Source organism: Streptomyces sp. NPDC033845, assembly GCF_055576225.1.
The window spans coordinates 1-4,815 of record NZ_JBVIRI010000062.1; the positions used below are offsets into that span (position 1 = coordinate 1).

Here is a 4,815-nt window from a genome sequence, read left to right on the forward strand (position 1 = left end):
CCGACGCACCCATCATCACCACCGACGCACGCCACCGCGCCGACGCCAAGAGCGCCCTCATCACCCTCGTCGAACACGCCCTCATGGCACGACTGAAGTAACGCGCTCCACACCGCTACCGGGCGGGCTGTGTCCCAGGACACGGCCCGCCCGTGGCGTTCATAACGTTTCGACAGAGAATTGGCGGTAGTCGGACACACCGTGCGTTCACCCGGTGTCGCTACGCGCACAATTCCCCTTGCGTTTGCTGCTGCTCGCTCTTTATGTCCGTTTTATGTGAGGCGTAAGTCTCTGGAAATGGCCGGATTCAACTGTTTGGAACACGGCCGTAACCCGTGCTGGAATCAACGAACTAGCTAGTAGCGCCGCCGAGAGGTTGTTGGTCGAGTGAGGCGAAGCAACTCAAGCCCCGCGGTTGAACCCGCGCGCGGCAACTTCACCCCGCCGCCCCGTGCGGCCGCGTCGCCCCTCGACGTGCCCGTGGACCCGCCGCTCGCCGGTGGCACCGGAAGCTCCAGCCGGTTCTCCCCCCGCAACTGGCGGGTGCCGACCAGGCTGAACGCGATCCTGCTCGTGCCCGTCCTCGTCGGACTGGTCATGGGCGGCTTCCAGGTGAAGGGCTCCATCGACACCTGGAGCGAGGCCCAGGACGCCGAGAAGACGGCCCGCATCGTCCAGGCCGCCGCCGAGTACGGCTCCGCGCTGCTGAACGAGCGCGACCTGACCGCGGCCCCCATCCTGAGCGGCGAACGCGAGAGCGAGATCGTCAAGAAGGCGTACGCCGACACGGACGCCGCCAAGGCCAAGTTCGCCGAGGCGGTCAAGGAACTGCCCGAGAAGCAGGGCCTGGAACGCCGCCTCCAGCTCTTCCAGCAGGAGGAGCCCAAGCTGCAGAAGGTCCGGGAGACCGCCTACGCCGCCGTGCTGGAGTCCCCCAAGAAGGACCTGGCCAACAACGTGCTCGGCCCCATCCCGACCGAAGAGGGGTACGTGCAGGTCCAGCACTACCTCATGCAGTTCGCCAACGAACTCGGCCTGGGCACCGGCAACATCACCGCCTACGGCCGCAGCGTCTACGCGATCCAGCTGGCCAAGGCCGCCAACTCGCTCCAGCGCTCGGTCGGCACCCACCTCCTGGTCCGCCCCAGCACCAAGGCGGACGTCCACCGCGCGCAGCTGATCGCCTTCTCCTCGTACGCCTACCTGGAGGAGATCGCCATCGGCGAGTTCGTCGCGGGCGGCACCGAGGCGGACACCGACCGGCTCAAGCAGGTGATGAGCACCAAGGCCGCCGAGGGCGCCGAGAAGCTGGAGGACGCCAAGGAACAGGCGCTCCAGAGCGGCAAGCCCTTCCGCGCCCCGCCGAACGTGGGCGGCTCCTACCTCACCGGGATGACCGAGGCGATAGCCAGCGGCGAGGACAAGGACAAGCTGGCCGCGAACGGCACCAACGCGCTGTTCTGGCAGACCGCGGCCACCGCGAAGTTCGACGGCTACTCGGAGATCGAGAAGGAACTCCTCGACAAGGCCGTCAACGACGCCGCCGCCATCTCCGACGACGCCCGCAACGCCGCCATCACCAACGGCGCCATCGTGGTGCTGGCCCTGCTGGCCGCCTTCATCCTGGCCGGCATGATGGCCCGCCAGATGAGCCGCTCCATGAGCCGGCTCCGCGGCGCCGCCTTCGACATCGCCGAGCAGCGGCTCCCGCTCCTCGTCGACCAGCTGTCCCGCACCGACCCGGGCAAGGTCGACACCCGCGTGACGCCCATCCCGATCGACTCCCAGGACGAGATCGGCGAGGTCGCCCGCGCCTTCGACCAGGTGCACCGCGAGGCGGTCCGGCTCGCCGCCGAGCAGGCCCTCCTCCGGGGCAACGTCAACGCGATCTTCACCAACCTCTCCATGCGCAACCAGTCGCTGATCGAGGGCCAGCTGACCCTCATCACCGACCTGGAGAACAACGAGGCCGACCCGGACCAGCTGGAGAACCTCTTCCGGCTCGACCACCTGGCCACCCGTATGCGCCGCAACGGCGAGAACCTCCTCATCCTCGCGGGTGAGAACCCGGGCCGCCGCTGGGACCAGCCGGTGCCCCTGGTGGACGTACTGCGCGCCGCCTCCTCCGAGGTGGAGCAGTACGAGCGCATCGAGCTCTCCGGGGTCTCCGAGGCCGAGATCCACGGCCAGGCCGTGACCGACCTCGTGCACCTGCTGGCCGAGCTGCTGGAGAACGCCACCACGTTCTCCTCCCCGCAGACCAAGGTGCGGGTCAACGCGACCCGGCTGCCCGACGGCCGCGTCATGGTCGAGATCCACGACAAGGGCATCGGCCTGACCGCCGAGGACTTCGCGGACATCAACCACAAGCTGGCCAACCCGCCGACCGTGGACGCCGCGATCTCCCAGCGGATGGGTCTGTTCGTGGTCGGCCGGCTGTCCGACCGGCACGGCATCCGGGTCCAGCTGCGCCCCTCGGGCGAGCAGGCCGGCACCACCTCGCTGGTCATGCTCCCGGACGCGATCACCCACGGTGGCGGTGGCGAGCAGCTGCCGGACGACGACTTCACCGTCTCCTCGATGATCCCCCAGCAGCCGCAGCCGTCGGCGGCCCCGCAGCAGTCCTTCGCCGGCCCCTCCGCCCCGATGCGGACGGCGGCCGAGCTCGGCTTCGACGACTCCCGGTACGACGACCCGGGCCAGTCCGGAGCCGAGGGCCTCGACCCGGTGGGCCGCTCGCTGGGCCGCGAGGAGCGGCGCGCCGCCCTGGAGGCCCAGGTGGCCCCCGCCCAGGAGCAGGAGCTGCTGGGGCAGGAGTACGCCGACTACGAGGGTTCCGGGCAGGAGTATCCGGAACCCCAGCCCGAACACGGCTACCAGCAGTACCAGGGGTACGAGCAGCAGCCGGAGCAGGGCTACGAGGCCCCCTACGACACCTCGCGGGACCAGGGCGGCTACCCGCCGTACCCGCAGCAGTCCACCGGCCAGGAATACTCCTATCCGGAAGCCGGCTACCAGGACGGGTCACAGACCGCTCAGGAGTACGGCACCGGCTACGAAGACCAGTCCCAGCAGGCCGCCTGGCCGGAGCAGAACTCCTACCAGACCGCCTACCAGCAGGACTACGGAACCGAATCGGAATCCCCGGCCGGTCCCGAACAGGCCCCGGACCGCGTAGGCTTCGACCGTCCGGATGCCGCTGCCGACACCGGCCACCAGCTGACCGGCGCGGGTCTGCCGCGTCGCGGCAGCCAGCAGCAGTGGCAGCCGGCACAGCAGGAAGCGGAGCCCACCAAGTCCCTCTTCGAGCAGCGGTCGCCCTCGGCGCCCGCGGCCACCGGGGAGGACCAGGGCGGTCCGAGCTGGCGTTCGGCGAACGACGAACGCTGGCAGCAGGCCGGCAAGCTCCGTGAGCCGAAGGCGGGCGGGGTCACCCCGTCCGGTCTCCCTAGGCGAGTGCCCAAGGCCAACCTGGTCGAGGGCACAGCGGAGTCGACCCCGCAGGGTGGCCCACAGGTCTCCCGCGCCCCGGAAGACGTCCGTGGCAGGTTGAGCAACCTGCGACGCGGCGTCCAACAGGGCCGCAACGCGGGTTCGGAGCAGTCAAGTAACAGCTATGACCAGGAGCGTTAGTGTGAGCGCGATGAGCCAGGCGGCGCAGAACCTGAACTGGTTGATCACCAACTTCGTGGACAACACCCCCGGGGTGTCCCACACGGTGGTGGTCTCCGCCGACGGTCTCCTCCTCGCGATGTCCGAAGGTTTCCCGCGTGACCGCGCCGACCAGCTGGCGGCCGTGGCCTCCGGACTGACTTCGCTGACCGCGGGTGCCTCCCGGATCTTCGAGGGCGGGGCCGTCAACCAGACCGTGGTGGAGATGGACCGGGGATTCCTGTTCCTGATGTCCGTCTCCGACGGTTCCTCGCTGGCCGTACTGGCGCACCCCGAGTGCGACATCGGCCTCGTGGGCTACGAGATGGCCCTCCTGGTGGACCGGGCCGGCAGCGTCCTCACCCCGGACCTGCGCGCCGAGCTCCAGGGAAGTCTTCTCAGCTAGCGATCAGGCAGTGCGTTTCGCGTCACCGCGCCTTAAGGTGCGGTGGCGCGGTTCCAACGGGAGTACTGCGTTTAGGAGTCGGAGGAGGAAACGTGACAACACCCCCAGGAGGACATCCTTATGGCGGCGCGCGACAGCCGCAGGGTGGGCACGACCAGAACCGCTTCAACTTCCCCTCCGCTCCCAGCCGGCCCGTGCCGGAGCAGAACCCCTACCAGAACCAGCAGTACGGCCAGCCCCAGCAGCAGCCTTACGCGCCGCCCGCCCAGCAGCCCCCCCGGGCCGCCCGGGCCCAGGCGCCGAACGCGCACAACCCGCTGGTGCGTCCGTACGCGATGACCGGCGGCCGGACCCGGCCGCGCTACCAGCTCGCCATCGAGGCGCTGGTCAGCACCACGGCCGATCCGGCACGGCTGCAAGGGCAGTTGCCCGAGCACCAGCGGATCTGCCGACTGTGCCAGGAGATCAAATCCGTCGCGGAGATCTCGGCACTCCTCTCCATTCCTCTCGGCGTTGCCCGAATCCTCGTCGCCGACCTGGCGGAGGCGGGCCTTGTCGCCATTCACCAGCCCGGCGGCGACGAGTCCGCGGGCGGCCAGCCAGATGTGACACTGCTCGAAAGGGTGCTCAGTGGACTTCGCAAGCTCTAACGGCGGAGCGGCTCGCTCCACCACCTCCGCGAAGATCGTGGTGGCGGGCGGCTTCGGCGTGGGCAAGACCACGTTCGTCGGCGCGGTCTCCGAGATCAACCCGCTGCG

3 protein-coding genes and 2 pseudogenes are annotated in these 4,815 nt (G+C 69.3%); all 5 read left to right on the plus strand.

Translation table 11 applies throughout. The annotated features are described in order from the left end of the window. A pseudogene (locus tag ACZ50K_RS37580) lies at nucleotides 1–101 on the plus strand (ATP-binding protein); the annotation flags it as partial. A gap of 286 nt (nucleotides 102–387) precedes the next feature. Beyond that, complete coding sequence (locus tag ACZ50K_RS37585) at nucleotides 388–3,633, plus strand: nitrate- and nitrite sensing domain-containing protein (RefSeq protein WP_468911936.1); 3,246 nt, start codon at nucleotides 388–390, stop codon at nucleotides 3,631–3,633. A gap of 10 nt (nucleotides 3,634–3,643) precedes the next feature. Then, nucleotides 3,644–4,057, plus strand: a complete 414-nt coding sequence (locus ACZ50K_RS37590) for a roadblock/LC7 domain-containing protein (protein ID WP_150212026.1) — start codon at nucleotides 3,644–3,646, stop codon at nucleotides 4,055–4,057. A gap of 92 nt (nucleotides 4,058–4,149) precedes the next feature. Next, a complete protein-coding gene (locus ACZ50K_RS37595) occupies nucleotides 4,150–4,707 on the plus strand; it encodes a DUF742 domain-containing protein (RefSeq protein WP_468911939.1) in 558 nt (185 codons plus the stop codon). After that, nucleotides 4,688–4,815, plus strand: a pseudogene (locus ACZ50K_RS37600) (ATP-binding protein); the annotation flags it as partial. The gene ACZ50K_RS37595 and the pseudogene ACZ50K_RS37600, both read left to right, overlap by 20 nt.